The organism is Sphingobacterium sp. N143 (assembly GCF_030325625.1).
Lineage (GTDB): Bacteria > Bacteroidota > Bacteroidia > Sphingobacteriales > Sphingobacteriaceae > Sphingobacterium.
In genome coordinates, this window is record NZ_JACAIS010000008.1 from 102,843 (window position 1) to 126,082 (window position 23,240).

Genomic DNA, 23,240 nt, shown 5'->3' on the forward strand with positions numbered 1-23,240 from the left:
CATGACATTTGACGAAATTAAATCAAGACTTATTTCCGTATTTGGGACAGAGCTGATCCGCAAAGAAGAACACTCAGGCTTACAGCCAGCCATTGTTATTGCCAAGGATCACTTAATTTCAGTGTGCACCTTTCTAAGGGATACCGAGCAACTATACTTCGACTTTTTGAGCAATTTGACCGCTGTGGACTATGAAGACCATTTTACAATCGTATACCACCTGAGTTCATTGCCTTATCAACATAACTTGGTACTAAAAGTTGAGCTGGAAGCTAACCGATCTTTGGACGAGCTACCTGAAATCCCTTCGATAGCCTCCATATGGCGCACGGCAGATTGGCACGAGAGAGAAGCTTTCGATCTCATGGGAATCTATTTTGATGGACATCCAGACCTCAGAAGAATTCTGCTGCCTGATGATTGGCAGGGCTATCCCTTGCGCAAGGACTATCAAGAAGCTGAAAAGTATCATGGTATCAATATTAAGTGACCGATATGGCTAATCCGAAATATAATGCGGCGTTAGACCGTTATGAAAAACATCTGACAGAGATTTCAAGTCAGGAAATGGTGCTGAACATGGGACCACAGCACCCTTCGACACATGGTGTGTTGAGATTACAATTGATTACTGATGGGGAAATTGTCAAAGAGGTCGTCCCGCATCTTGGATATCTGCACCGTTGTTTTGACAAACATGCCGAATCCCTGAATTATGGGAAGACCATTCCTTTTACTGACCGCTTGGATTACCTGGCTTCTATGAATAATAGCCATGCTTTTGTCATGGGCGTGGAGCGCATGTTGGGCATTGACCATAAGATCCCCAAAAGAATAGAGTACATACGTGTCCTGGTCTGTGAGCTTAATCGCATCGCTTCACATCTCATCGCTATCGGTACCTATGGGATCGATATTGGGGCCACAACACCCTTTCTCTGGTGTTTTAGAGATCGTGAGCATATTATGAATATGCTGGAGTGGGCCTCGGGTTCGCGGATGCTCTACAATTATATCTGGGTCGGAGGTTTATTCTATGATCTTCCTGTCGGTTTTGAGGGCCGGTGTGCTGAATTTATTACCTATTTTAAGCCCAAGTTGGTCGAACTGGATGAAATCTTGACACAGAACCAAATCTTTATTTCCCGAACGTCAAATATCGGTGTTCTACCGGCTGACGTGGCGATCAATTATGGGGTTTCAGGCCCTATGCTGCGGGCATCAGGCATAAAGTGTGACCTGAGACGCATCGATGGGTATTCTGTTTATCCGGAGATTGATTTTGATATTCCCACAGGTACGGGAGCAATGGGGACTGTCGGTGATTGCTGGGATCGCTACAAGGTTCGTGTTGATGAGGTGAAAGAATCCGTGCGGATTGTGGAGCAGTGCCTGGAACGGCTCCAAAAAGATTTCCAACGTACGCCGGACTTTGATCCACGTGCTTTAGTGCCTAAAAAAGTTAACCTAAAGGCGCAAGATTATTATATACGCGCCGAAAACCCGAAAGGAGAGCTTGGCTTTTACTTTGTCACAAAAGAAAAATCAGATATCCCATTACGCGTAAAATCAAGAGGACCGAGCTTCAATAACCTCTCCGTTATTTCTGAACTGGGCAAAGGGGTGCTCATCGCCGATCTGATAGCCATTTTGGGCTCTATTGATATCGTATTAGGGGAGGTTGACCGTTAGTTTGCAGTAGTATGCATATTCTACAAACGTTTTAGCAAAATAAAAGACTAATTGTATTGAAAATGTTGCATGAAAACGCAGATAAATTTGCACATGTAAGCAATATTCATCATATTTGCAGTCTCATAATTTAAGTTTATAATTGGTTAATGAAAGCTCGTTACTCCCATAGTAACGGGCTTTTCTTCATAAAGTGGGAGCCGTTTTACAGCAGTAAAGCTGTTGTTCGATTGAAGTTGAAGCACTTATCGCCATAAAATCACTAAAGTACTGCCACGGCCGTAGAATTCATCGAATTCCTGCTATGGATTTAGCCTTAAATTGTTACCTTTACTGGTCTTAAATAAAAGAAAAGTGACCGATAGTTTAGTTATCATTCCGACATATAACGAGAAGGAAAATATTGAAAAAATCATTCGCACAGTTTTTTCCTTATCCTATGCATTTGATATTTTGATCGTGGATGATGGTTCCCCGGATGGAACCGCCGATATTGTCAAAGGTCTCCAGCGAGATGAATTTCAGGGGCGGCTGTTTCTGGAAGAACGAAGAGGTAAACTGGGCTTGGGTACCGCTTATATCCATGGGTTTAAATGGGCTTTGACGATGAGCCACTACCAGTACATTTTTGAAATGGATGCCGATTTCAGTCATAATCCAGCAGACCTGATCCGTTTGCGGCAAGCCTGTGTGGATGGCGCTGACATGAGCATTGGATCACGTTATATCAAAGGTGTCAACGTAGTCAACTGGCCAATGAGCAGGGTGCTGATGTCCTATTTTGCTTCGGTCTATGTCAGGCTCATTACGGGTATAAATATCCAGGATGCAACGGCAGGTTTCGTTTGTTTTACACGGGATGTACTACAAACGATTCCACTAGATAAAATCAAATTTGTGGGCTATGCCTTTCAGATTGAGATGAAATTTACGGCAATACAATATGGCTTCGACGTGGTGGAAGTACCGATCATATTTACGGACAGAACGGAAGGGACATCAAAAATGAGTACCAGTATCTTTAAAGAAGCTTTCTTTGGTGTCATTCAACTGAAATTGGGAAGTATCGGAAAAAGTTATAAAAGAAATCAATAAATTGGGCTATGAATGAAAATTTAGATCCAAATCCAGAACGTTTGAACAATACCGATCGCGATATCGAACGGGCATTGCGGCCGCAGGCTTTTGAAGACTTTACCGGCCAGGCAAAAATATTGGAGAATCTAAATATTTTTGTGAAAGCTGCACGACTAAGAGGAGAGGCACTCGATCATGTATTATTACATGGTCCTCCAGGTTTGGGGAAAACGACTTTATCCCATATCATTGCCAACGAAATGGGCGTTGGTATAAAGATTACTTCGGGGCCTGTACTCGATAAACCTGGCGACTTGGCAGGACTATTGACCAACCTGGAAGAAGGTGATGTTTTATTTATTGATGAAATTCACCGGCTGAGCCCTTTGGTTGAAGAATATCTCTATTCAGCAATGGAAGATTTCAAGATTGACATCATGCTGGAAACAGGACCCAATGCCAGGTCTGTTCAAATATCGTTGAACCCATTTACATTAATCGGAGCAACTACCCGTTCGGGATTGCTGACAGCACCTTTACGTGCTCGCTTTGGTATCAATTCCCGTCTTGAGTATTATGATGCAAAGTTATTGACAACCATAGTACTCCGCTCTGCCCATATCCTAAATACACCGATTTCCGATGAGGGTGCTTTTGAAATAGCTCGAAGAAGCAGAGGAACCCCACGGATTGCCAACGCCTTGCTGCGGCGCACACGGGACTTCGCCCAAATCAAAGGAAATGGAAGTATTGATCAAGAGATCGCCAAATATGCTCTGCATGCCTTGAATGTCGATGAAAATGGGCTTGATGAAATGGACAACAAGATTTTATCCACCATCATTGATAAATTTAAAGGCGGCCCCGTCGGCCTAAAGACTGTAGCTACAGCAGTTGGTGAGGATGAAGGCACCATTGAGGAAGTTTATGAGCCATTTTTGATCCAGGAAGGCTACATTATGCGCACCTCCAGGGGACGTGAATGTACTGAGGCAGCCTACAGGCATCTGGGGCGGGCAAACCACAACAATGGAAGCAATACTCTATTTTAATCCTTCCTGGCCCTGATATACCATCCCTCTTTGCTGATCAACGGTAGCTTTTGAGAATCCGCTTTGTTCGGCTTAATAAGGCTGGGCTGGGCTTTACCCGCTGAAAATAATTTATTTGAGCCAGAAGCTCTTCCTTTATCCATGTATGTTTCTGGCTCAATTGATTCAGTATGTCCAGACAATTAACCACTACAGCCACAGGACATTGTTCGTCAATAACCCACTGAAATGCATGTTCGATAATTTCCACCTCAATATGTTCATCCAGCGGATAAAGCCGGTTCTGCTTTGAGGTCAGATACATCAGCAGTTTGCTATAACTTCTCAGGCAACTCCAGTTTTTCTGTTCCCTGATGTTACTGAAAAAGGAAGGCAACAAGCCCTGCAACAAACGCGTATCCTTGAGCACAATGGTTTCAAAGACCCAGGCTGCCCTAAAGGAGACCGTTTTATTCTTCTCCAGGGAAATATCCAACAGGTCTTGCAGACTGATTTCCTGGAGCATATCCAAAGAGAAGTCCGTCACCTCAAATGATCTTAAGGTAACGGACAGGAAATGTATTTTTTCATCGTAGGTCATAGAACCTCTATTTTTTCGGTTTCTCCCGGTTCATTTCCACCATGTCCACTTCATCCATGTTGGAAGCCCCCAGCAGGTGCTGGCTGAAATAATCCCCCATCTTCCAGAAGAAATATTCAGTCATTTCGCCAAAAGCGTGTCGCTGACCAGGCAGTAATAGAAAATCAAACCGTTTATTGGCTTTAATCAAGGCGTCCACCATACGGATGGAGTTGGCCGGATGCACATTGTTGTCGATATCACCTGTTGCGATCAGTAAGCGGCCTTTAAGATTTTTGGCAAGCTCCGTATTTTTGTGGATCTGATAGGAAAAGGTGGTGTCACCTTTAGCTGAGACCTTTTCTGTCACACCGTGGTGACGCTCACTCCACCACCGATTGTAGATCTGATTTTCATGATTTCCAGCTCCAGATACTGCGACTTTAAAGAAATCGGGATAGACCAGCATGGCTGCTGTGGACATAAAACCTCCACCGGAATGCCCTGTAATACCCACGCGATTTATATCCATGTATTTATAACGGTCGGCAAGTTGTTCCGCAGCAACTTTTTTATCCTCTAAACCATAATCGCGCAAATTACCATAACCATAGGTATGATACCACTGGGAACGCGAGGGGTGTCCACCACGATTACCGACAGTGATCACGATAAAACCAAACTGGGCCAGCCGATCAATCCGGTCCATGCTCCGGCCAAAGGATTTGTTGACCGCTTCAGTCTGTGGTCCCGGATAGACATATTCAACGATGGGGTATGTCCGCGTGCTGTCAAAATCAAATGGTTTATAAAGCACACCATACAGGTCAGTTGTTCCATCACCGGCTTTCACTTTGAATGGCTCCGGAAATTTATAGCCCGCTGCAAACAATAAAGATAGATCCGCCTTTTCCAGGCTCATGATTTTTTGGCCTTTGGTATTGTATAGTACAGATGCTGGAACCGTGTTCACCCTGGAATAATTGTCGACAAAGTACTTGGATGATTCGCTCATCTCGACCTGGTGATCAAAATTGCCAGAATTCAGGAGTTTAATCCCGCTGCCATTGAAATTGATGCTATACTGATGCAGATAGTAGGGATCTTCATCTTTTTCTCTTCCGGAAGCTGTAAAAAACAAGGTTTGGCTACTGTGATCTGCTCCCGTGATCGCTTCACAGTGAAAACTTCCTTTCGTAATTTGGTTAATCAGCGTACCATTGACATCGTAAAGATAATAATGTCCCCAGCCATCTCGTTCCGACCAGTGTATCAATCGTTTTCCTTGATCGACCAATAAGGGCTTTTGAACATCCAAATACACATTTGAACGCTCCTGAATAATAGGGCTGACCGTTCCATTGACATGGATCTTTAAAAGGTCAACCCTCTTCAGATCACGGCTTGAGCGGGAAATATAAAATTCTTCATTATCACCCAACCAGTAGTTGGTAAAATAATCATCCTTATATGAGTTTTTATCCGGCGTTTTTGTCCAGGTCGATATCGTCTGGTTTTTAAATGCGGCAATGTTTATGCGGCGTGGACTTTTTGTTGCTGCATCAAAGAGATAGAGTTCTGTTTCTGTAGAATCAACCTCACCCGGCATTTGATATTTGTACGTCTCCAGTGTCGGGCGGGGAGAGGCTACATGATTAATCACCCATAAGGGGTTCAGCGATCTGTTATCCTTTCTGGTCATCGTAAAATAGCGGCCATCCGGCGACCAATTTATCCGTGCAGGCTTACGTTTTGGTTCCTTTTCCTTTTCGCCTCCTGTGGTTGTACTATATTCATCACCGCCCCAGGCATAATATTGCACCCCATCTTTTGTAATCTGATGCTCGACGATGGTGCTATCTTTTTCATTTTTTACCGCTTTCAGGTAGTTGGCTCTATCCATCCAATACAGGTTGTAGCCTTTGGCAAAATATACGGTATTTGTGTCCGGGGAGAAGCTTGCCCAACTCAATGGTGGTTTGACCTTCGTCGAATCGCTGATCTCACGCACAGACTGTGTGGCCAGGTCATACTCCAGATAAAAAAGCTTTTTCTTAATGCTGTCAGATTTGTTTTTCAACTGCTCGATTTCTTCCTTGGATTTGAGCGTGTCTTTGGTACTCTGTATCTGAAAACGTAGTTTTTTCTCATCCTTGGTAAATCGCAGGCCCTGCAATTCCAAATGTTGGGCGTCAACGGGATTTTTGACAATTTTCGTGATCTGTGCGGCGACATGAGCATTGTCAAAAAGCAGATCTTTCTTCTTTAAGGAAGGATTAACGATATACCAGTTGCGTCCTTCTGGACTTGCATAATCGTACCAAAAACGGTCCGAGAAGTGGATCCAATTAGGCTTGATACTCGTGGAAAAAATCATTTTTTTTAATTTTTCCGGAGAAAATTTGGCAGCTAACTGATAATTAGGTTTTACAGATGGTTCTTTTACCTGTTGTGCAGCGCTAATATAGGGCAATAAACTGGTTGCAAAAATAAAATAAAATTTACGCATTAAATGAATATAGATAATAATTGTATAATCGTGCCCGTAAAAATATCCATAATTACCAAATCCCACCAGCGATTCGTGTAATAATCCTATGATGGATAAAACTTTTCATTGAAATTGACCAAGAAAAGCTCTTTAGTGGCCCGGGTAATACCCGTATATAACCACCGGAGAAACTCCAGGTCCAGCATCTCATCGTTGAGATAGCCCTGATCAACAAATACAATGGGCCATTGTCCGCCCTGTGCTTTGTGGCAAGTAATGGCAAAGGCAAATTTGATCTGCAGTGCGTTGTAATAGGGATCCTTTTTTATAGCCTCCAGGCGGTCCTTTTTATTGAGGATGTCAGCATAGTCGATCGCAATCTCTTCATAAAGCACTTTCTGCTTTTCATACGATAAACTTGGCCCATCAGCATAGAGACTGTCCAGAATGACCCGGCAGGTGATCGGTTCTATTTCATCCATATCCACAAATTCCAGCGTAACATCGGCAAACCTGTATCCATGCTGATCGTGTATATTGCTCACTTTGCGGACCTTGGCCATATCTCCGTTCGCTATAAATCCATCCCCCATATTATTCTCCTGTAGCCAGAAGTAATTATTTTTCACCACCATGATATAATCGCCACCCGTCAATTCCTCGTCCCTAAACAAAATTCTATTTCTTATATTCTGATTATACAGATTTGCAGAACGATTTGAGCGGCAGATGATCATCGTATTTTCTACGCCATATTTATCATAAGCATAATTTATTCCTTCAATCAGCCGTTCACCTGTCATTCTATAAATATCTTTAAAACTGCTGGTTATAAATTTTGGGAAAGGAAAGCTGTTTTCCCCTTCCGCATCAGCGGTAATTTCTTCGCGTATTTTTGTCGCATTATAGAGTATCCCTGAATCTTTTGACTGTCGTACTACTGTGGTGAGTTCAACGGGGTAGATACAAAGATGAAATTCATGCTCAAGATAATGGGGGTTTAATGCAGGGCTGTCCAGGAGGCCCACAGGAGGGAGCTGAGCCGTATCCCCCACGAATAGAAGCGTGCAATTTTTGCCGGACTGAACAAAACGGATGAGGTCATCCAGCAGGCTTTTCGAAAAAACATTGACCGATTCATTGGAAATCATCGATGCTTCATCGACAATAAATAGAGTGTCTTCATGCAGGTTCTCCGCCAGAGTAAAATCCAGTTGAAAGGAGACAGCAGATTTTTTTCTATAGATCTTTTTGTGGATCGTAAGCGCTTTTCTTCCAGAATAATAACTCATAACTTTGGCAGCTCTACCTGTAGGGGCCAACAACACTGCCCGCTTCTTCAGTGCTGGCAGCACCTTGACCAAAGATGCGATCAAGGTAGTCTTTCCGGTGCCGGCATATCCTTTAAGTACAAAACAGGAATGCCTATCAAAGGCAAGTAGGAACTCTTCCAATAATTCAAAGGCTTCCAACTGCTGTGCGGTTGGTTGCCATGGAAATTGCTGTATTAAAAGATTTTTGACGAACACCCCCAAAGTTATTTAAAAGGTTTGTCTTATCCTCTAGAAAAAGCTATTTTTGCTTTAGCAAGTTTTATTTTTTACAATTCAGCGAATGAATTATATTTCAAAACAATTCAACATTCATTACCTTCCAGAATATAATCTTTTGGTGAAGGCCGGCTTTCAAAAAGATGTATTGGCGGTAATCGACAAGAAATCAGTGGCTCCGATATTGATCGAATACCCATCGGAGGAACCGATTTTAGAAGCCACTCGTATCATGAGTCTTCCTTTTCGATTTGTTCGGGTTGTTATCCCTCATCAGAGTTTTACCTTTATTCCTAAAGAAGTTTTTCAGCAGGACAATATGGAGCAGTATCTTCCTTTTTTAGGTACCTCGGACCTTGAAAATACATTTATTTATAGTTTAGATAATCTGAATTTAGTAGCGCTATATCAATATGATATGTTATTGGTAAACCGCTGGCGGAGGTTGTTCCCGGACGCTATTATTCTACCCGAATTTGCTGTTGTTCTGGATCGCGCTCAAGAACGGATATCCATTCGGGGTAATGTTCTGGGCTTACATTTTGTCACCGATCATCTGGTTGATTTCTATCTCTTCAAGAATGGTGCCTTTCAATTTTACAATAACTTTGAGATTCACCATCTCGATGATATCAGTTATTATATATTGACCATTTTGACCCAGTTCCATTTGGGCAATTCAATCAATAAGGTTCTTCTTTCAGGTGAAGTCCCCAACGAATCCTATTATGCACGTATTGCAGCCTATGCCGGAGATATCGAGGTATTGGACCTGAAGACCAAAGTGGTTTTAGCAGATAAGGATGTCAGCCTTAACCTGACACCATACCATGTATTATTTGATTCCGTGCTATGCGAATAATAGGAGGACGTTTAGGTGGCATCCGGTTAAATCCGCCCACAAATTTACCTGTGAGACCAACCACTGATATTGCCAAAGAAGCTTTATTCAATATTTTATTGAATAAGCTCGAATTTGAAGAGCTGAACTGCCTGGACCTATTTGCAGGTACCGGAAATATCAGCTTTGAGCTTGCTTCTCGTGGTGTCCGACATATTGACGCTATTGACTTGCATTTCAAATGTGTCCAATACATCGCAGATACCGCAAAAAAAATGCAATTGCAGCAGATCAGTCCACGGAAAGCCGATGTATTTAAATATATTGCCGCTTGCAAAAATACGTACGATTTAATTTTCGCCGACCCCCCGTATGATATACCCAAGTTACCCCAGTTGCCAAGGTTGATCTTCGAGAGCAATCTGTTAAATGAAAATGGGCTTCTTGTTATTGAGCACCCATCCACAAGGCAATTGGAAGCACATCCCAATTTTATAGAAACCAGAAAATACGGTTATTCCTCATTTTCCTTTTATTCTAATACTATTTAATATGAAAATTGCTGTTTTTCCCGGCTCGTTTGACCCTTTTACGTTAGCCCATCAAGACTTGGTGGAACGGGCGATGCCTTTATTTGATAAGATCATTATCGCCGTAGGGTATAATGCAAATAAACAAGGAATGTTGAATCACGATGAGCGTGTCGATACCATCAGCAGTATTTTTAACGATATTCCAGCAATTGAAGTGGTAAAATACAAAGGCCTGACCGTCGATTTCTGCCAGGAAATAGGAGCCAAGTATATTTTGCGGGGGCTTCGAAATACCAATGATTTCGAATTTGAAAATGCCATAGCACAGAATAACTTGCTGCTCAACACGGCTATTGAAAGCTACTTTCTTATGAGCCGGTCTGGCAAAGCGCACATATCCTCGACCATCGTACGTGATGTCTGGTTTAACGGGGGGGATATCAGTGCCATGGTTCCCGAGCAAGTGCTCAGCTTGTTGAGCGGTAAAAAATAAGTATAAACAGATCTTCCCCTGCTTATATGGGGTGTTTATAAATATAAAATAGCGCAAAATAATATTTTGCGCTATTTTTCTATCTATTGGTTTTTAACCACTTACAAAACCTACATTAAGTAGTTGTTTCTATTGAACTGGGCAAACAAGGCCATTCGTACCGAAGGCTGCCAAATAATATTCTGAATAAACCTTCCCTTAAATATAAGGCATTTATTGACAGTATATTAGGGCTTTGTTATCTTGATTTTCCTTTAGGGCATGCTAGCGCTGTCCAAAAGTTCCATTTCTTGATTAGTCAGTTTGACTTCTACCGCTTTGGCCAATTCCTCAAGCTGCTGTATTGATGTTGCACTTACGATGGGAGCCGTCACTGAAGGACGGTGAAGTATCCAGGCCAGGGCAATTGTCGTCATGGATACTTGTTGATTATGCGCGACAGTTGCCAGGGCATCTAAAATGCGTATACCGCGTTCATTAAATCGTTCCCGCAGCGCATCCACGCGTTTGGCATTTTGCACATCATCAATGGTTCTATATTTACCTGAAAGAAAGCCACTAGCTAAGGAATAATATGTAATTACGCCAAGGTGATTATCTAGGGCTAGCTGTTCGTATTGATTTTCATACTTGGCCCGGTCATATAAATTATACTCCGGCTGAATAGCAACATAGGAAGGAAGGTTATGCTCTTCTGCAGAGGCCAATGATTCCATTATACGCTCCGGACTTAAATTAGAGGCGCCGATCCATTTTATTTTCCCTGCCTGTATCAGGTGCTGATAAGCTTCGAGTGTTTCATCCACGCCCGTAGTCAGATCATCGTAGTGGGACTGATACAAATCAATGGTATCGATTTGTAGTCGGGTAAGCGATTCTTCAACAGACTTAATGATATAATCTTTTGCCAGGTTCGGTTTGCTATTGTCTATTCTACGTCCGCCGACTTTGGTGGCAATTTGGATCTTGTTACGTATATCCCTTTTCTTTATCCACTTGCCAAGGATAGTTTCAGATTCAGATCCGGTATGCCCCGGCACCCAGTGCGAATAATTATTAGAAGTATCAATAAGACTAAAGCCCATATCCACAAATGCATCCAAAATGGCAAATGACTGTTGTTCATCCACAGTCCATCCAAAAACATTACCGCCGAACACGATTGGCTTAAATTCGATTTCGCTATTTCCTAATTTTACCTTTTCCATGATTATGCTTATTTATAGCTTAAAATTAAGAAAAAAACAGTATTTCAGCGCCTGATAGGAAGACCTTAAAAATGAATCAGAAAAATTTCTGATTCATTTTCAGTAAGTTTAAGAAAAGGAATAGGAGATAGTTTGGAAAAATAAAAACTTTCCTTACTTTTGCATCATCCCAAACGGATATGCCCGGATGGCGGAATTGGTAGACGCGCTGGTCTCAAACACCAGTGGGAAACCGTGCCGGTTCGACTCCGGCTCCGGGTACAAAGCCTTCTTTACATCATGTAGAGAAGGCTTTTTTTTATCAAGCGATTGTACCAACATATGAACAGCCAATTGCCTTTTTTATAAACCGCAAAATTACCTATTATCCTGACCAATGTGAAATAAGTCAAGTTTTGCAGCTGTTTTTTCAGCGTAAATATTTCGTCCGGAGTTCCCATGCATACCACATGGCTATACATCATAAAAAAACACCATAGGACATTAGTCTTATGGTGTTGCTTGCATATGTAATTTGATTAGTTTTTTGCCAGGACCATTTCCGGAGTTTCTTTTCCTCCATGGCATGTTTTACAAGAAATAGCTTTAGCAGGTGTGTTGTCCCAGCTCCGATTAAAATACTTTTTATTGATCTTCTGGGTCATTTTAATCATGGCACGTCCAATTTCTTTTTTATGATTTTCATCACTTGCAAAGTCAAGTTTCTTCGGATCTTCCTTTGAAGGAGCATGGCAGAAACCACATTTCACACCCAAAGCCACATTAAATTCCTTCATTGTGGCGATCAATTCATCATGTGAAATATTTTTGGGGAGAACTTTCAGATTGGTCGGTTTGGGTTCTTCCTGAGGTTTTTCCTGCTGGAAACTAAAGGCGCTTAACGCTGCGGCAATAGCAAATACAGAGGCAATAGCGCCTATTTTCTTCATGTGTTTCATTTCTCTTCTCCTTTATGCTTAGCTAAATATAAGGAAAATAGGAAATCAAACAAATAGAAAAATGAAATTATTATGACATTTATGAAAGAGATGGCTTATTTGCGTACTGCTTTTTCCACCACCCAGCTCTCACCATTCGATCTATAATCTATTTCAAGGATTTTACCGGATATTTTAACTGATTTGAGGGTTGCAGTATCGGTGGACACCCATGTACTATCGTTGGGTTTTTCAAATATAACGCCAGTAATATTCGGGATCCCGGTGTAAAATTCAATTTTATATGTATTTGTGCCCCCGTCACGTAGGACACGCATCAGTCTATTGTCCCGGTCCACTTCAATGGAATTGCCCTGATACTGGACACGGCCAACAAAACTTCCAGAAGCGTCAGCTGTTTCACCTTCCGGGCTTTCATTTTTTGCACATGAAAGGACTAAGGCAACAAAGAACAGGGGCAGCACAGCGAAAGATCTGAATAACTTCATGGATGTAAATTTTGGGCTAAATTAAGACTTTTTTCAGTTAAAAACATATGTTTTGATTCGACTCATTGTTTTACTAGCAATCAAATTGTACATCAGCCTCAAATACCAAAGGCACACCATGATTGGAAAGCATCAACAATATCGATTCTTCTTCATAATGACTGGGGTTAGAAAAGATAAAGTCCAGTTGTCCATCGCGGTCGATATCGCCCACAAATCGGGTAGCCATAAATACATTGTCATATTGATCGATATGAAAGATCTCATAGGCCTTATTCGTGGCACCCAATACATAGCTCAGCCTGTAATTTGCTACTTCGTGAAAGATCTTTTCATGTCCTTTTCCGTCGGTTTGCACTTCTGTAGATTTGATGTTCCCACTGGCTTTAAGGGTAATCTGTTGATTTTTAAAGGTATAATTTACCGATTCCTTTGGCCAGATCTCCGAATGGCTGATCTCGACATGTTCAACAGCTCCTGTCTGAAGTCCTTTAATATTTAGAAATAGGAGTGAATTTCTCTTTGACTCAACACTTTTTGAGGGGACTTGGGCACATTCATCATAGCTATCTTTGATTTCGTAGTCCACCTTTGCCAGGTAAAATTTTCCGTCTTCCTCATATAGATCAAGCCAATCTTTATTCAAGACCGCCGTGGGATCTTCCTTTTCCCACATGCGGTAACTGCGGATTAAAAGCAGCTGCCCCCTTGCACTATCCGCCTGGAGGGACAATGGGCGAGTGGCTGTATCTTTCACCGATAAAGCAAGGCTATCTTCCGGAACCAGTGAATCTATAGTGGTCGTTTTTTTTGTGGATGTTGGGTTATTGCATGCCTGCACAAGCAAACTGAAAGCAGCCAAGGCAAAGACAACGTATCTATTCATATACCGTAAATTTTACTTAAAGATATAAAATTTACGGTATATTAAGGCTAGCTTAATCCTGTATCTCCCGGAGTAATGAAAAGGATTTAAGGCATTTTTCATCATCGAAGATATAGGAAGTCGCCATAATTTCATCCACTTGATGATCTTTCACAAATTTATCCATTTCAGCAGCGATTTTAGTCTTGTCTCCAATAAAGGCGCAGGAAGCCATACTGTGCACGGCTTGTTCAATTGCCGGAATACCTTTGTAGATCACTTCATCAGTTGGAGCGGACAAAGGTCTTCTTGTATTGGTCACGATACCCGCAAAAAGATTGTAAAAGCTGGTGGACAGATGCTCCGCCTCTTCGGTGCTGTCTGCGGCAATCACATTGACACAAGCGATAAAATAAGGTTTTTCCAAAGCTGCTGATGGCACAAAATTCTGATGATAAATCATACTGGCAGAAGCAAATTGTGCCGGAGCAAAATGAGTGGCAAATGCATAGGGAAGGCCTAAGCTTGCGGCTAAATAGGCACTATCTGTGCTTGACCCCAAGATGTATAAGGGGATATCCAGCCCTTCGCCGGGGAAAGCACGTACTTTTGCGTCATAGTTGTCAGCGCTAAAGTAACGCTGCAGATCTTTGACATCCTGCGGAAATTGAAATGCAGTATTCAGGTTATTTCTCCGCAATGCCATTGCGGTCAGTTGATCGGTCCCTGGTGCCCGTCCCAAGCCCAGGTCGATACGTCCGGGAAATAAAGTCTCCAAGGTGCCAAATTGCTCGGCAATCACCAGTGGTGCATGATTGGGCAGCATGATGCCCCCAGAGCCTACCCGCAGCTGCTTGGTATGTGATGCAATATGCTGTATCAGGAGGGCAGTGGCCGAGCTCGCAATATATTCCATATTATGATGTTCAGCGACCCAAATTCTTTCAAAATCTAGCTTTTCTATATGTTGAGCAATTTTTACCGTTCGGGCAAGCGCACTCGCCGCATTTTCTCCCTTTTTAACGGGAGCTAAGTCCAATGCTGATAATACGATTTTATCCATGCATTAAAATTACACAGAACAAAATCGACAATTGTAATAAAATTGTCTATTCTAGGATTCGTTGTGTATGTATGACAGTAAATTGATCATTCACTGTCGTGGTGAAGAAGGTAAATGAATCGTTGCCGTCTTTGATTTTGAATTTCTTCTTAATCTCCTCGGTTTTTAGCGGGAAATTTTTCGCGATAATATTGGATGTCAGCTGGCTTTTACTTTTTTTGAAATCCGTAAAAGATTCCACCTTTTTGACGAGGAATAGCTTGCCTGGGAAACCGATGATCTTGCGGTCAGCCGTATAGAGATGTGTATTTTTATGCAGTTTCTGCAGATCAAATTGTTTGGCAATCGTCTTAAAGGCCCCGGCTTTGGTCAGTGCTACGTCGGGTTCATATACATAAGAAAGGGGGGAGCTATAATCCACTACCGCCATCCGTTCGTCCTCATAAGTAAAAGAAACTGACTGCTGTTGTTCTTTAAATAGCCGGACTGCATGAATTGTCGTCTGTCCCGAGAAGCCTTTCTGCTGAATAAAAATAAGCTCCTTACAGTCATTTTGTAAAGAAACGACATAAATATCCCGGACATGTTTTAGCATGCTCATTGCGGAAGAAATATCCAATAAGGGAGCCAGTTTGCTCATGACCACTGGCGAACGTTGCAAAAACTCATCCTGCAAAGCGACTATATTGGGTTCACATTCATCCAGCAGAAAGACTTTTTTGTTTTGCACCCGTCGGGAGGGGTCCAAATAGATGTAATCGAACTGCTCATTTCCCAGATGGCGGATATAATCGACACCATCTGTTGCGACAACCTTAATATTGTTGGCACCCAGCACCCCAGCGTTATGTGATGAAATAGCCGCCAGATCGGGGTTCAGTTCACAGGAGACCACCTGGTCTGCCCGGGTGGAAAAATAAAAACTGTCCACACCGAAACCACTTGTTACATCGATCAGCCTGGTACCGCTATTGATTAGCGAACACTTAAACAAAGCTGTTTTTTCCGAAGAGCACTGTTCAAGATTTAGTTTAGCGGGAAAATATATCCCCGGGCTTTCTGCCCATAAGGGGATCTTTGCCAGTATACGTTGTCTGCCGTCAAGTTGTGCCGCTAGTTCAGATGATGTTATTCCTTCAAAAGGAGATTTCTTTAACGCTATTTTTGTAGGCGATTCATGCATGTTTTCTTCCAAAAACTGCTGTATCTCCTTTTGAAGGATCAATGTATTCATTTATATTTTCTTAACGAGAAGCTGACAGGTATAGGTATCCTTTAGTTCACTGATCACTTCCTTATCCACTAAAACACGGTCGATAGTCTCCTGATTGTAATAACGGATAGTGATCAACTCTAGTCCCGATTCATACTTAACCTTAAATCGCTGCTCAAGTTCACTGATCAGGTCCACCAGGTTTTTCCCCGTGTCATCCACAGATACGGTAAAATTGATCGCCGTATTATGCATCATATTGATTTTGATACGATACTCATGGAACAGGTTAAAAATATCCCGAAGGTTATCCTCAACAATAAAAGAGAAGTCCCTGGGTGAGATGGAAATAAAAATCTGGTTTACTTTAAAGATAAATGAGGGAACGGGCAAGGTCTGATTCGTACTTCTGATCACTGTTCCAGGAGATTCAGGATCGACAAAAGAACGTACATTCAACGCAATCTTCTTATTCTGCAATGGTTTAATGGTCTTTGGATGGATCACAGTGGCACCATAATACGTCAATTCGATGGCATCTGTATAAGATAATTCTGGAATCAATTCTGTTTTTTCAAACCATTTTGGATCGGCATTCAGTACACCCGGTACATCCTTCCAGATCGTCACGTTCTCGGCGTTCAGACAAGAGGCAAAGATTGCGGCAGAGTAATCAGATCCTTCGCGGCCAAGCGTGGTGGTGAAATTTTCCGATGTTCCCCCTAAAAAACCCTGTGTGATCACGATATACTCATCCAGAATTGCAGGCAGTTCGGCACGAATTTTTTCTTCCGTTTTGGTCCAGTCGACCACGGCTTCCCGGTAAGTATTATCTGTCAGGATGTAGTCTCTGGCATCTAGCCATTTGACTTTTTCACCAATAGAAGCCACATACGCCGCAACGATTTTAGTAGAAATCAGTTCCCCCATGGATACAATTTGGTCAAATAGATAATCATAGGAGTCCTGAGGATCTTCTTCCAAGATCCATTCGATCTCGACAAAGCAATTGGCGATTTCATCAAATATAGAATGGTTTCCATGAGGAAAAAGGTCCTGAAGAATCTGAAAATGGAATGCTTTAGCTTCTTCCAAGGTTTGAAACTGCAGGCCTGTGTTATTATAATATTCCTTGGTCAGCTTCTCCAGAAGGTTTGTTGTCTTCCCCATGGCCGATATGACGACCAACAAAGCATCACCTTTGTATTTCGCAATAATTCGGGCCGAATTCCTGACACTTTCTGCATCTTTCACAGATGCACCTCCAAATTTAAAAACCTGCATTTATTTTAATTAGTTTAGTTGACTGCTAATGAATTAATACTCTTGATGTAATGTAATCCTTTTTCCGAGATCAGTTCCTTAAACGAGGCATAGGGGATACGCAATTCCGTATTACCCTCTGCATATGACTTAATCTCATAGACATTATAATAAAATAGGATGTTGTCCTTTTCGAGCATAAAATTATCCGCCAGGGTAAATTTCCCTTCTTCAAAAAAATATTTCCCACTTAATGGATCCTGACTTTTTAGCCCTTCCTGTTTACGAAAGTGCTGCTCAGCGATCTGCACAAATTTAGCTTTATTTTCTTTCGGGATGATATCATCGATGCTGATGGGCTGGATAGATTGTCTGTCAAAATTTGAAAAGAGCGTAAAATGGTCACCATGTGCCCCGCCAGTGTATTCTTCCTGTTTGGTACGTATACCCAGAACGGCAGGGGTATTGGAAACCACATCGATATGAAGATCCCTGTTCCAGGTCGCCGTGGATTTACCATTGTTATCTTCCACATATTCATTATACGAATTGATGAAACGATGGGCGGCATCATCCATGCTCGTATCCCCCTCAAGATGTACAATAGATGCAATTAGGGTATTGATTGTGCTATCTTTAAAAATAGGGTATGTCGCCCTGAAATATGTTGTATCCAATTGATCGGCTTCCTTTAGAAAATAATGACTATATTCATTAACGGTGGTTTTGCTGTACGGAAGTGTATCCCTTTGCGACGGGTCAATAGATGAAGTCGTTTGGTTATTGCATGAATACAGCAAAGCACTGATGAATAAAATTTTCAAAAAAAAGTAAAACCGCATTGAATTGATTGTTTCCCCCCGTAATCTAATAAGTAATTGACACATTAATCCACTCCGAATCAAAATCTGCTTTGTATTTTTCGTAGAATTTTATGGCAGGTTCATTCCAGTCCAGCACTTGCCATACCATACCATGATAACCACAGTCCTTCCCATAAGTTAAGGTACTGTCGAAAAGTAACTTTCCTATGCCCAGACCACGCATCTTTTCAGTCACGATCAGGTCTTCCAGATAAAGCCTTTTTCCTTTCCAGGTGGAGTATCTGACGTAATATAATGAAATTCCCACAATTTTTGCATCCATCTCCGCAACAAATGCACCCCAGACAGGATTTTCTCCAAATCCGGCATCTTCAAATGCCGAAAGGGAAACGGTCACCTCATCTGGTGCTTTCTCATAAACTGCCAATTCCTTGATCAAGGTTAGCATTTGCGGACAATCCGATTTAACGGCGGCGCGTATAATAGGCTTAGTCATTGTTTTTATAATGTTTGATCACTCTTTTACCAAAAATCGTGCTTCCGATACGAACCATCGTCGAGCCCTCTTGAATTGCGAGTTTATAGTCGGATGACATCCCCATGGAAAGTACCTTAAAATGATCATCCTTTCGATAGAAACTAGCTTTGATACCATCAAATAGCATTTTTAGCTCATAGAACTCCGCTTTCACCACCTTCTCATTGTCGGTATTGGAGGCGATTCCCATCAGGCCGCAAATGCGGACATTCTTTAACTCCAAAAACTCTTCATCCCGGAGGAGCTCTATTAGTTCAGCGTGGTCAAGACCAAATTTGGTCTCCTCTTCAGCAATATAAACCTGCAATAGGCAGTCAATTGTCCGATTAGCTTTCAGTGCATGTTTGTTGATTTCTTTAAGCAATTTCAATGAGTCTACCGAGGCAATTAAACTGATGAAAGGAGCGATATATTTGACCTTGTTGGTTTGCAGATGGCCGATCATATGCCATTGAATATCTTTCGGTAAAACCTCCTGTTTCTCCACTAATTCTTGAACATGATTTTCACCAAAAACACGTTGTCCCGCATCGTAGGCTTCCATGATGTCCGAATTGGATTTTGTCTTTGAAACCGCTACCAGCTGAACGCCCAGGGCTTCCGTTTCCAATCTTAAAGCTTCTAAATTACTCGCAATACTCATTTCAGATATAGTTTGATGGTGTAAAAAGTGCCAAATGTCGGTGCTTTTTGTAAATTTGTACAAAACTACGAAATGCTACGATTAATACTGAATCTACTTGCAGTGATTTTTTTATTTGGTTCTTGTGTCAGACCCCAGGAGAAAGATATTATCTCCCAGGCTGAGTTTGTAAAAGCTTTGACTGAAATTCAGCTGACTGATTCATACCTCAATATTTTGCCCATTGATAGTGCACGCAAAGTGATGGTGCCTTTGTATCAGGTTACATTTGACAAATACGGACTGGATTCGGTCACATTCAAGAAAAACCTGAACTATTATGGGAAGGATGCGGAGGTCATGGCCGCTATTTATAAGAAAGTAGAGGACAACCTGACCAAAGAGAACAAGTTCTATACAGATATCGAACGCAGGAAGCAGGATTCAATCCGCTCCAGAGATTCTATTATCCATGCACGCATACAGGACAGTACCAATCGTGTTATGCGCATGCAGCAACAGTATCAGGATCGCATTTCGGCACTTATTCATTACAAGCCTAGTAAGGATAAATTTAGTTTTAAAGACGCTTCTTCATGGTTTATTCAGGCACTCCAGGTAAAAAATGGCATCAACTTGGATACTTACATGATGAATCAGCTTTCTGTGGGCCCTTCAGGTGCAGCTTCAGATTCAACTGGTAATACAGCATCTCCAACAGTAAAACCTGGCCCGTTGGCAAAGGATTCTGTAACGACAAAAAAACAGGTAGAAGAAAAGCCTGAAAAACGGCCAGTTAAGTCGGGGGAAGAGCATATACTGACCCCACCACGGGTTATAAAACCTGCGACAAAACTTTAACCATCAAAGAATATAATTTCTATGGTATACCCATTAAATGCAATTGATAAACTCGGGTTTTCCGAGATAAAAGATAAAATAAAACAAAAATGCCTGAGTGAATCAGGCCGTGAGCTGGTTGAAAAGATCCAGCCCCAGACGCGTTTTGACCAGATAGACCGTTTTCTGAGACAGACAAACGAATTTAAAGACCTGCTTGTCAATGATGGCGCTTTTCCAGTCGAAAACTTTTTCCCCCTGAAGTCCATTATTGAGAAGGCCAGGGTAGAAGGCGCATTTTTACTGGAAGAAGAATTTTTCCGGGTCCTATTATCTTTGAAAACCGTCTATGCCATTATTCGTTATTTCAATGAAAGGGAAGGCTTATATCCAAATCTCGAGGTATTGTTTGAACATTTACCGATGGAGAAGGGAATCATCCGTGACATTGAAATGGTCATAGACGAACGTGGAAAATTGAAAAACAATGCTTCCCGGTTGTTGCTGGAAATAACCCAACAGATACAGCGGGCCGAACAAGAGGCACTCAAACGGATAAACAGTATTTTTAAAAGTGCCCAAGATAACGGATGGACTGCCGACGGTAATCTGACGGTGCGCGATGGCCGCTTATGTATTCCTATACTCGCTGAGAATAAACGCAAGCTGAAAGGATTGATTCATGATGAGTCGGCAACAGGACAAACTGCTTATATAGAGCCCGAGGAAGTGTTTCAGCTCAATAATAAAGTTAGGGATCTGGAGTTTGAACGAAGACGTGAAGTCATCCGGATTCTCGTGGAGCTCACCGACAAACTGCGGCCACATCTTCCATTATTGCTATCCTACCATGGTTTGTTGACCAAGGTTGATTTCGTCAGGGCAAAGGCATTATTTGCATTAGATATTGAGGCCGAAATGCCGGAACTTTCAAAAGAAGCCGACATCAATCTGGTCAATGCGCGGCATCCTTTGTTGCTGCTGAATGAGCACCAGCAGCATACTGTCGTCCCCTTAAACATACAGATTGATCAATTGCAACGTATTATTGTTGTATCAGGGCCAAATGCCGGAGGGAAATCCGTTTGTATGAAAACCGTCGGGCTATTACAGATCATGGTTCAATCCGGTCTGTTGATTCCTGCGGAGCCGACAACGAAAATTGGCGTCTTCAAACAGCTATTTGCAGACATCGGTGATGACCAGTCCATTGAAAGCGACCTCAGTACCTACAGTGCCCATCTGTCCAAGATGAAGTATTTTACGGAATTCGCCAATGGGCGGACCCTGGTGCTGATCGACGAATTCGGAACAGGTACCGACCCATTATTCGGTGGGCCTATTGCCGAAGCCGTTCTCGAATCGCTGAACAAAAAACAAATTCGAGGAGTTGTTACGACACACTATTCCAATTTGAAGGTATTTGCCAGCAATACCGATGGACTGGAGAATGCGTCCATGCTATTTGACAATCGGGAGATGCAACCGATGTACATTCTGCAGATTGGCAAACCAGGGAGTTCTTATGCTTTCGAGATTGCACAAAAAATCGGGCTGGGCAAGGATATCCTGGCAGCTGCCAAAGGTAAAATTGGTGTGCAGCAAAAAAAGGTAGACACCTTGTTGATCGACCTCGAGCGGGAAAAGAAAGAAATATTTGACACCAAAGTTGCCATCAACAAAAGAGAGAAGGAGCTGGAAAGCCTTCAGGCCGAGTATCTGGAACTTCAGCAATATCTGGAAGAAAATAAACGTGTCATCCTGAAAAAGGCGAAAGAAGAGGCGCAGCAGATTATCAAAAATTCCAATAAACTGATTGAAAATACCGTGGCGCAGATCAAATCCGCCAAAGCGGACAAGGAGAAAACCCGGGAACTACGCAATAACCTGGGCCAAGCATTGAAAGCCGTGCTCCCAGAAGAGAAGAGGGTAAAACCTGCGGTCAAAGAAAAGGCTGTAGAATCAGCCGAACTGAACATCGGAGATTGGGTTCAGATTATCGACAATGGAGCTGAAGCTCAGGTGGTAGAGATTGCCAAGAATAACCTTATCCTTGCCATGGGCGAGTTGCGCACGGTGCAGAAACGGAAGAATGTCATCAAGCTGGAAGGAAGGGAAAATAAAAAATCTCCAAAGAGCTTATCTAAGTCATTATCAGCAGGAAGTGTTGCTGATTTTAAACCAGAACTTGATCTTAGAGGCATGCGGACCGAGGATGCACTGAATGAATTGGAAAGAGTCCTGGATAGGGCAGTGATGGTCGGATATCCATCAGTAAAGATTATCCACGGCAAAGGTGACGGTATTTTAAGAAAATTTATTCGCGATTATCTACGGAAGTATAGCCATGTCAGCCGCTTTGAAGATGAACATCAGGACCGGGGCGGGGATGGGATCACCTACGCCTATTTATAAGATAAAAAGAAACCCGTATTATTGTTACAATACGGGTTTCTTTTTAATGTAAATGATGGTCAGGAGCTTAAGCAGCCTGATCTTTGCCACCAAAAGTGATCATGACCATGCCCGTAATGATGACAAACATGCCAACAACCTGCTGCCAGGTCAGTGGACTTTTAAAATATAGAGCCATAGCCAGCTGGACTGTCAGAAAAGTTCCGCCGGAACACACCGCAATCACTATGGGCTGAGACACGTTTTTGAATAGCTGAACGAGAAACCAACTTGCCGACAGAAGAATGATATTACCCACAATCAGGGCGGCCCATTTATATTTCGGGTGTATTCCACCAAGCTTAAATAGGATGGAAGAGATAATCTGGCAGGCCCAGAAGGCCACAAAGTAAATGTAATTGAGCATAATTGATCCTTATTCGTATCTGCTATAAGCATTATTAAACGATTGCCGCATCAGGGCAAATTGGTCGATAATACTTTTCAAAAATTCCTCATCAAGCAATTCAAACACACCATTTACGCCACCAACGATGTCAACTTCAGCAATTTTATAGGATTGTTCAAGGTTTCCCTGTTCAAATTTGATAATGAATTTTTGGTTCATGCCAAAAATGGAAATCTTGCAATCAGGATGGGGGAGTTCTGCGATTAATCTCATGCGTTTGTTGTTGT

The 23,240-nt window shown here is 42.1% G+C and carries 24 protein-coding genes and 1 tRNA gene; 10 read left to right on the top strand and 15 right to left on the bottom strand.

The window, feature by feature from the left end:
• The first annotated feature begins 1 nt into the window (after position 1).
• The 4 genes from HX021_RS15695 (at position 2) to ruvB (ending at position 3,821) form a co-directional block, all read left to right on the top strand.
• Entirely contained in the window at positions 2 to 490 is a 489-nt protein-coding gene (locus HX021_RS15695; protein WP_286591418.1) for an NADH-quinone oxidoreductase subunit C, read from the top strand.
• 5 nt (positions 491 to 495) lie between these two features.
• Positions 496 to 1,692: an NADH-quinone oxidoreductase subunit D gene (locus HX021_RS15700; RefSeq protein ID WP_502959009.1), complete on the top strand. Its 1,197-nt coding sequence runs from the start codon at positions 496 to 498 to the stop codon at positions 1,690 to 1,692.
• Positions 1,693 to 2,046: 354 nt separating this feature from the next.
• Positions 2,047 to 2,787 (top strand): polyprenol monophosphomannose synthase, encoded by a 741-nt coding sequence (locus tag HX021_RS15705; protein WP_286591419.1) that lies wholly within the window; start codon positions 2,047 to 2,049, stop codon positions 2,785 to 2,787.
• 8 nt (positions 2,788 to 2,795) lie between these two features.
• Positions 2,796 to 3,821, top strand: a complete 1,026-nt coding sequence (gene ruvB / locus HX021_RS15710; protein ID WP_286591420.1) for a Holliday junction branch migration DNA helicase RuvB — start codon at positions 2,796 to 2,798, stop codon at positions 3,819 to 3,821.
• A 37-nt stretch (positions 3,822 to 3,858) separates the two neighbouring features.
• Here ruvB and HX021_RS15715 read toward each other — a convergent pair whose 3' ends face one another.
• The 3 genes from HX021_RS15715 to HX021_RS15725 form a co-directional block, all read right to left on the bottom strand.
• The gene (locus HX021_RS15715) at positions 3,859 to 4,401 is read right to left on the bottom strand and encodes a HEAT-like fold family protein (protein WP_286591422.1); all 543 of its coding nucleotides are present in this window, start codon (positions 4,399 to 4,401) and stop codon (positions 3,859 to 3,861) included.
• A gap of 7 nt (positions 4,402 to 4,408) precedes the next feature.
• Positions 4,409 to 6,889, bottom strand: coding sequence for a S9 family peptidase (locus HX021_RS15720; protein WP_286591424.1), 2,481 nt, complete (start codon positions 6,887 to 6,889; stop codon positions 4,409 to 4,411).
• Between the two features lie 86 nt (positions 6,890 to 6,975).
• Positions 6,976 to 8,400 (bottom strand): ATP-dependent DNA helicase, encoded by a 1,425-nt coding sequence (locus HX021_RS15725; protein ID WP_286591425.1) that lies wholly within the window; start codon positions 8,398 to 8,400, stop codon positions 6,976 to 6,978.
• Positions 8,401 to 8,485: 85 nt separating this feature from the next.
• On the opposite strand from HX021_RS15725, the gene HX021_RS15730 reads away from it, so the two are divergent.
• The 3 genes from HX021_RS15730 to coaD are packed head-to-tail and all read left to right on the top strand — an operon-like array spanning position 8,486 to position 10,288.
• Positions 8,486 to 9,283, top strand: coding sequence for a DUF3822 family protein (locus HX021_RS15730; RefSeq protein WP_286591426.1), 798 nt, complete (start codon positions 8,486 to 8,488; stop codon positions 9,281 to 9,283).
• Positions 9,274 to 9,813 carry an RsmD family RNA methyltransferase gene (locus HX021_RS15735; protein WP_286591427.1) on the top strand — a complete coding sequence of 180 codons (540 nt, stop codon included), beginning with the start codon at positions 9,274 to 9,276 and terminating at the stop codon, positions 9,811 to 9,813. Before HX021_RS15730 ends, HX021_RS15735 begins: the two co-directional genes overlap by 10 nt.
• A gap of 1 nt (position 9,814) precedes the next feature.
• Positions 9,815 to 10,288: a pantetheine-phosphate adenylyltransferase gene (gene coaD / locus HX021_RS15740; RefSeq protein ID WP_286591428.1), complete on the top strand. Its 474-nt coding sequence runs from the start codon at positions 9,815 to 9,817 to the stop codon at positions 10,286 to 10,288.
• A 254-nt stretch (positions 10,289 to 10,542) separates the two neighbouring features.
• Here coaD and HX021_RS15745 read toward each other — a convergent pair whose 3' ends face one another.
• The gene (locus HX021_RS15745) at positions 10,543 to 11,496 is read right to left on the bottom strand and encodes an aldo/keto reductase (RefSeq protein WP_286591429.1); all 954 of its coding nucleotides are present in this window, start codon (positions 11,494 to 11,496) and stop codon (positions 10,543 to 10,545) included.
• A 181-nt stretch (positions 11,497 to 11,677) separates the two neighbouring features.
• Between HX021_RS15745 and HX021_RS15750 the strand changes: the two genes are divergently transcribed.
• Positions 11,678 to 11,757, top strand: a tRNA-Leu gene (locus HX021_RS15750).
• Positions 11,758 to 12,014: 257 nt separating this feature from the next.
• Here the strand turns inward: HX021_RS15750 and HX021_RS15755 are convergent.
• The 9 genes from HX021_RS15755 to HX021_RS15795 all read right to left on the bottom strand — a co-directional run bounded on the left by HX021_RS15755 (position 12,015) and on the right by HX021_RS15795 (position 19,331).
• The gene (locus HX021_RS15755) at positions 12,015 to 12,434 is read right to left on the bottom strand and encodes a c-type cytochrome (RefSeq protein ID WP_286591430.1); all 420 of its coding nucleotides are present in this window, start codon (positions 12,432 to 12,434) and stop codon (positions 12,015 to 12,017) included.
• Positions 12,435 to 12,529: 95 nt separating this feature from the next.
• Positions 12,530 to 12,922 carry a hypothetical protein gene (locus HX021_RS15760; protein WP_286591431.1) on the bottom strand — a complete coding sequence of 131 codons (393 nt, stop codon included), beginning with the start codon at positions 12,920 to 12,922 and terminating at the stop codon, positions 12,530 to 12,532.
• 73 nt (positions 12,923 to 12,995) lie between these two features.
• Positions 12,996 to 13,808, bottom strand: a complete 813-nt coding sequence (locus HX021_RS15765) for a hypothetical protein (protein WP_286591432.1) — start codon at positions 13,806 to 13,808, stop codon at positions 12,996 to 12,998.
• A gap of 52 nt (positions 13,809 to 13,860) precedes the next feature.
• Entirely contained in the window at positions 13,861 to 14,850 is a 990-nt protein-coding gene (locus HX021_RS15770) for an LLM class flavin-dependent oxidoreductase (RefSeq protein ID WP_286591433.1), read from the bottom strand.
• Between the two features lie 46 nt (positions 14,851 to 14,896).
• Positions 14,897 to 16,084, bottom strand: coding sequence for a THUMP-like domain-containing protein (locus tag HX021_RS15775; protein WP_286591434.1), 1,188 nt, complete (start codon positions 16,082 to 16,084; stop codon positions 14,897 to 14,899).
• A complete protein-coding gene (locus HX021_RS15780; RefSeq protein WP_286591435.1) occupies positions 16,085 to 17,347 on the bottom strand; it encodes an aspartate kinase in 1,263 nt (420 codons plus the stop codon).
• A gap of 14 nt (positions 17,348 to 17,361) precedes the next feature.
• Positions 17,362 to 18,150, bottom strand: a complete 789-nt coding sequence (locus HX021_RS15785; protein ID WP_286591437.1) for a DUF3298 and DUF4163 domain-containing protein — start codon at positions 18,148 to 18,150, stop codon at positions 17,362 to 17,364.
• 43 nt (positions 18,151 to 18,193) lie between these two features.
• The gene (locus HX021_RS15790) at positions 18,194 to 18,646 is read right to left on the bottom strand and encodes a GNAT family N-acetyltransferase (RefSeq protein ID WP_286591439.1); all 453 of its coding nucleotides are present in this window, start codon (positions 18,644 to 18,646) and stop codon (positions 18,194 to 18,196) included.
• Positions 18,639 to 19,331, bottom strand: coding sequence for a YggS family pyridoxal phosphate-dependent enzyme (locus HX021_RS15795; RefSeq protein WP_286591440.1), 693 nt, complete (start codon positions 19,329 to 19,331; stop codon positions 18,639 to 18,641). The genes HX021_RS15790 and HX021_RS15795 overlap by 8 nt, the downstream gene beginning before the upstream one ends.
• 72 nt (positions 19,332 to 19,403) lie before the next feature.
• Between HX021_RS15795 and HX021_RS15800 the strand changes: the two genes are divergently transcribed.
• Both HX021_RS15800 and HX021_RS15805 read left to right on the top strand, forming a co-directional pair.
• Complete coding sequence (locus HX021_RS15800) at positions 19,404 to 20,171, top strand: DUF4296 domain-containing protein (RefSeq protein ID WP_286591442.1); 768 nt, start codon at positions 19,404 to 19,406, stop codon at positions 20,169 to 20,171.
• Positions 20,172 to 20,192: 21 nt separating this feature from the next.
• Positions 20,193 to 22,565 carry an endonuclease MutS2 gene (locus tag HX021_RS15805; RefSeq protein ID WP_286591443.1) on the top strand — a complete coding sequence of 791 codons (2,373 nt, stop codon included), beginning with the start codon at positions 20,193 to 20,195 and terminating at the stop codon, positions 22,563 to 22,565.
• Positions 22,566 to 22,632: 67 nt separating this feature from the next.
• Here the strand turns inward: HX021_RS15805 and HX021_RS15810 are convergent, their stop codons facing one another.
• Together HX021_RS15810 and HX021_RS15815 are read right to left on the bottom strand one after the other, a co-directional pair.
• Positions 22,633 to 22,971, bottom strand: a complete 339-nt coding sequence (locus tag HX021_RS15810) for a hypothetical protein (RefSeq protein WP_286591444.1) — start codon at positions 22,969 to 22,971, stop codon at positions 22,633 to 22,635.
• A gap of 9 nt (positions 22,972 to 22,980) precedes the next feature.
• Positions 22,981 to 23,226 (bottom strand): hypothetical protein, encoded by a 246-nt coding sequence (locus tag HX021_RS15815; RefSeq protein ID WP_286591445.1) that lies wholly within the window; start codon positions 23,224 to 23,226, stop codon positions 22,981 to 22,983.
• Between the last annotated feature and the right edge of the window lie 14 nt (positions 23,227 to 23,240).

Bases quoted from the DNA above. Each gene is read 5' to 3' on its own strand.
- HX021_RS15765 (WP_286591432.1), bottom strand. From the start codon at position 13,808: ATGAATAGATACGTTGTCTTTGCCTTGGCTGCTTTCAGTTTGCTTGTG.
- HX021_RS15730 (WP_286591426.1), top strand. From the start codon at position 8,486: ATGAATTATATTTCAAAACAATTCAACATTCATTACCTTCCAGAATAT.
- HX021_RS15735 (WP_286591427.1), top strand. From the start codon at position 9,274: ATGCGAATAATAGGAGGACGTTTAGGTGGCATCCGGTTAAATCCGCCC.
- HX021_RS15810 (WP_286591444.1), bottom strand. From the start codon at position 22,971: ATGCTCAATTACATTTACTTTGTGGCCTTCTGGGCCTGCCAGATTATC.
- HX021_RS15790 (WP_286591439.1), bottom strand. From the start codon at position 18,646: ATGACTAAGCCTATTATACGCGCCGCCGTTAAATCGGATTGTCCGCAA.
- HX021_RS15695 (WP_286591418.1), top strand. From the start codon at position 2: ATGACATTTGACGAAATTAAATCAAGACTTATTTCCGTATTTGGGACA.
- HX021_RS15755 (WP_286591430.1), bottom strand. From the start codon at position 12,434: ATGAAACACATGAAGAAAATAGGCGCTATTGCCTCTGTATTTGCTATT.
- HX021_RS15815 (WP_286591445.1), bottom strand. From the start codon at position 23,226: ATGAGATTAATCGCAGAACTCCCCCATCCTGATTGCAAGATTTCCATT.
- HX021_RS15715 (WP_286591422.1), bottom strand. From the start codon at position 4,401: ATGACCTACGATGAAAAAATACATTTCCTGTCCGTTACCTTAAGATCA.
- HX021_RS15760 (WP_286591431.1), bottom strand. From the start codon at position 12,922: ATGAAGTTATTCAGATCTTTCGCTGTGCTGCCCCTGTTCTTTGTTGCC.
- HX021_RS15745 (WP_286591429.1), bottom strand. From the start codon at position 11,496: ATGGAAAAGGTAAAATTAGGAAATAGCGAAATCGAATTTAAGCCAATC.
- coaD (WP_286591428.1), top strand. From the start codon at position 9,815: ATGAAAATTGCTGTTTTTCCCGGCTCGTTTGACCCTTTTACGTTAGCC.
- HX021_RS15775 (WP_286591434.1), bottom strand. From the start codon at position 16,084: ATGAATACATTGATCCTTCAAAAGGAGATACAGCAGTTTTTGGAAGAA.
- HX021_RS15700 (WP_502959009.1), top strand. From the start codon at position 496: ATGGCTAATCCGAAATATAATGCGGCGTTAGACCGTTATGAAAAACAT.
- HX021_RS15800 (WP_286591442.1), top strand. From the start codon at position 19,404: ATGCTACGATTAATACTGAATCTACTTGCAGTGATTTTTTTATTTGGT.
- HX021_RS15805 (WP_286591443.1), top strand. From the start codon at position 20,193: ATGGTATACCCATTAAATGCAATTGATAAACTCGGGTTTTCCGAGATA.
- HX021_RS15795 (WP_286591440.1), bottom strand. From the start codon at position 19,331: ATGAGTATTGCGAGTAATTTAGAAGCTTTAAGATTGGAAACGGAAGCC.
- HX021_RS15720 (WP_286591424.1), bottom strand. From the start codon at position 6,889: ATGCGTAAATTTTATTTTATTTTTGCAACCAGTTTATTGCCCTATATT.
- HX021_RS15770 (WP_286591433.1), bottom strand. From the start codon at position 14,850: ATGGATAAAATCGTATTATCAGCATTGGACTTAGCTCCCGTTAAAAAG.
- ruvB (WP_286591420.1), top strand. From the start codon at position 2,796: ATGAATGAAAATTTAGATCCAAATCCAGAACGTTTGAACAATACCGAT.
- HX021_RS15780 (WP_286591435.1), bottom strand. From the start codon at position 17,347: ATGCAGGTTTTTAAATTTGGAGGTGCATCTGTGAAAGATGCAGAAAGT.